Origin of the sequence: Nostoc sp. CALU 1950, from assembly GCF_051172895.1 — a bacterium.
In the GTDB taxonomy this organism is placed as follows: domain Bacteria; phylum Cyanobacteriota; class Cyanobacteriia; order Cyanobacteriales; family Nostocaceae; genus Nostoc; species Nostoc edaphicum_A.
The window spans coordinates 1-867 of record NZ_JBDNJQ010000408.1; the positions used below are offsets into that span (position 1 = coordinate 1).

An 867-nucleotide genomic window follows, 5' to 3' on the forward strand; every position below is an offset into this window, starting at 1 on the left:
AAGGGGGGCTAGGGGGGATCTAATTCTATGCAGCTTCATACAAAATTGGTATAAGTTTGATCGTACTAGAGATTTGGGGGGTCAATTACTTAGCCTTTAGTTGTATTAATCGCCAGCCAAGTTTATTAGGACTTACGCAACTGGCATATTATTTTAAGTTTGTAGTAAGGACTTTAGTCCTCTCTTCGAGACGCTACGCGAACAAAATAAGGGCTGAAGCCCTTACTACAAGCAAAAAAAATTTTATTTTCTGTGAAACTAGCGTAAGTCCTGTTTGTATTTGTTCAAAGTTCAAACCTTTATTAATTTCAGGATAAGACGACTTTGAAAATAAAATCAAATAGTCTTCTTTCTTAAAATGATAAATTAAATTTATGATTATTATGATGCTCTGACTTGAGATGGAAATTTCTATCTCAGGAGCAATAGACGTAAAAGAACACTCTGTCGTAAAAGTTGGGAATGTATAGTGCTTTATAAATTTTGATCTATATGCCTCAAAGTAGAAGCCTACTTGCAGCGAAGCAACCTAATATTGGCAAACTAGTTCGTGCCCTGCGACAAGAGTTAAATCTGTCTCAAGAAAAATTTGCTGCCGAGTTTGGTGTAACTTTCCCAACAATTAACCGTTGGGAAAATGGACATGTAACACCTTCTCCTTTAGCAATACAGCGAATGAGTAGCCTACTCAATGAATTAGGTGAACGTGGTCAAATTCTTAAGAAAACATACTTCCGAGAAGAGGAGTAGGCTTTGTGAGTTCTGCATGGAAATTAGTAGTAGTCTGTCCCATTAGTTATGAGTGGTTAGCAGTGGTCAGATCCCCGACTTCTTAAAGAAGTCGGGGATCTCGTAGCCCAGCAAAAT

Annotated in this window: 1 protein-coding gene; it reads left to right on the forward strand. The window is 37.6% G+C overall.

Annotation, left to right across the window (positions count from 1 at the left end; all coding sequences use genetic code 11):
* Positions 1–492 precede the first annotated feature (492 nt).
* Positions 493–750, forward strand: coding sequence for a helix-turn-helix domain-containing protein (locus ABF638_RS38205; protein WP_435027924.1), 258 nt, complete (start codon positions 493–495; stop codon positions 748–750).
* Positions 751–867: the final 117 nt, after the last annotated feature.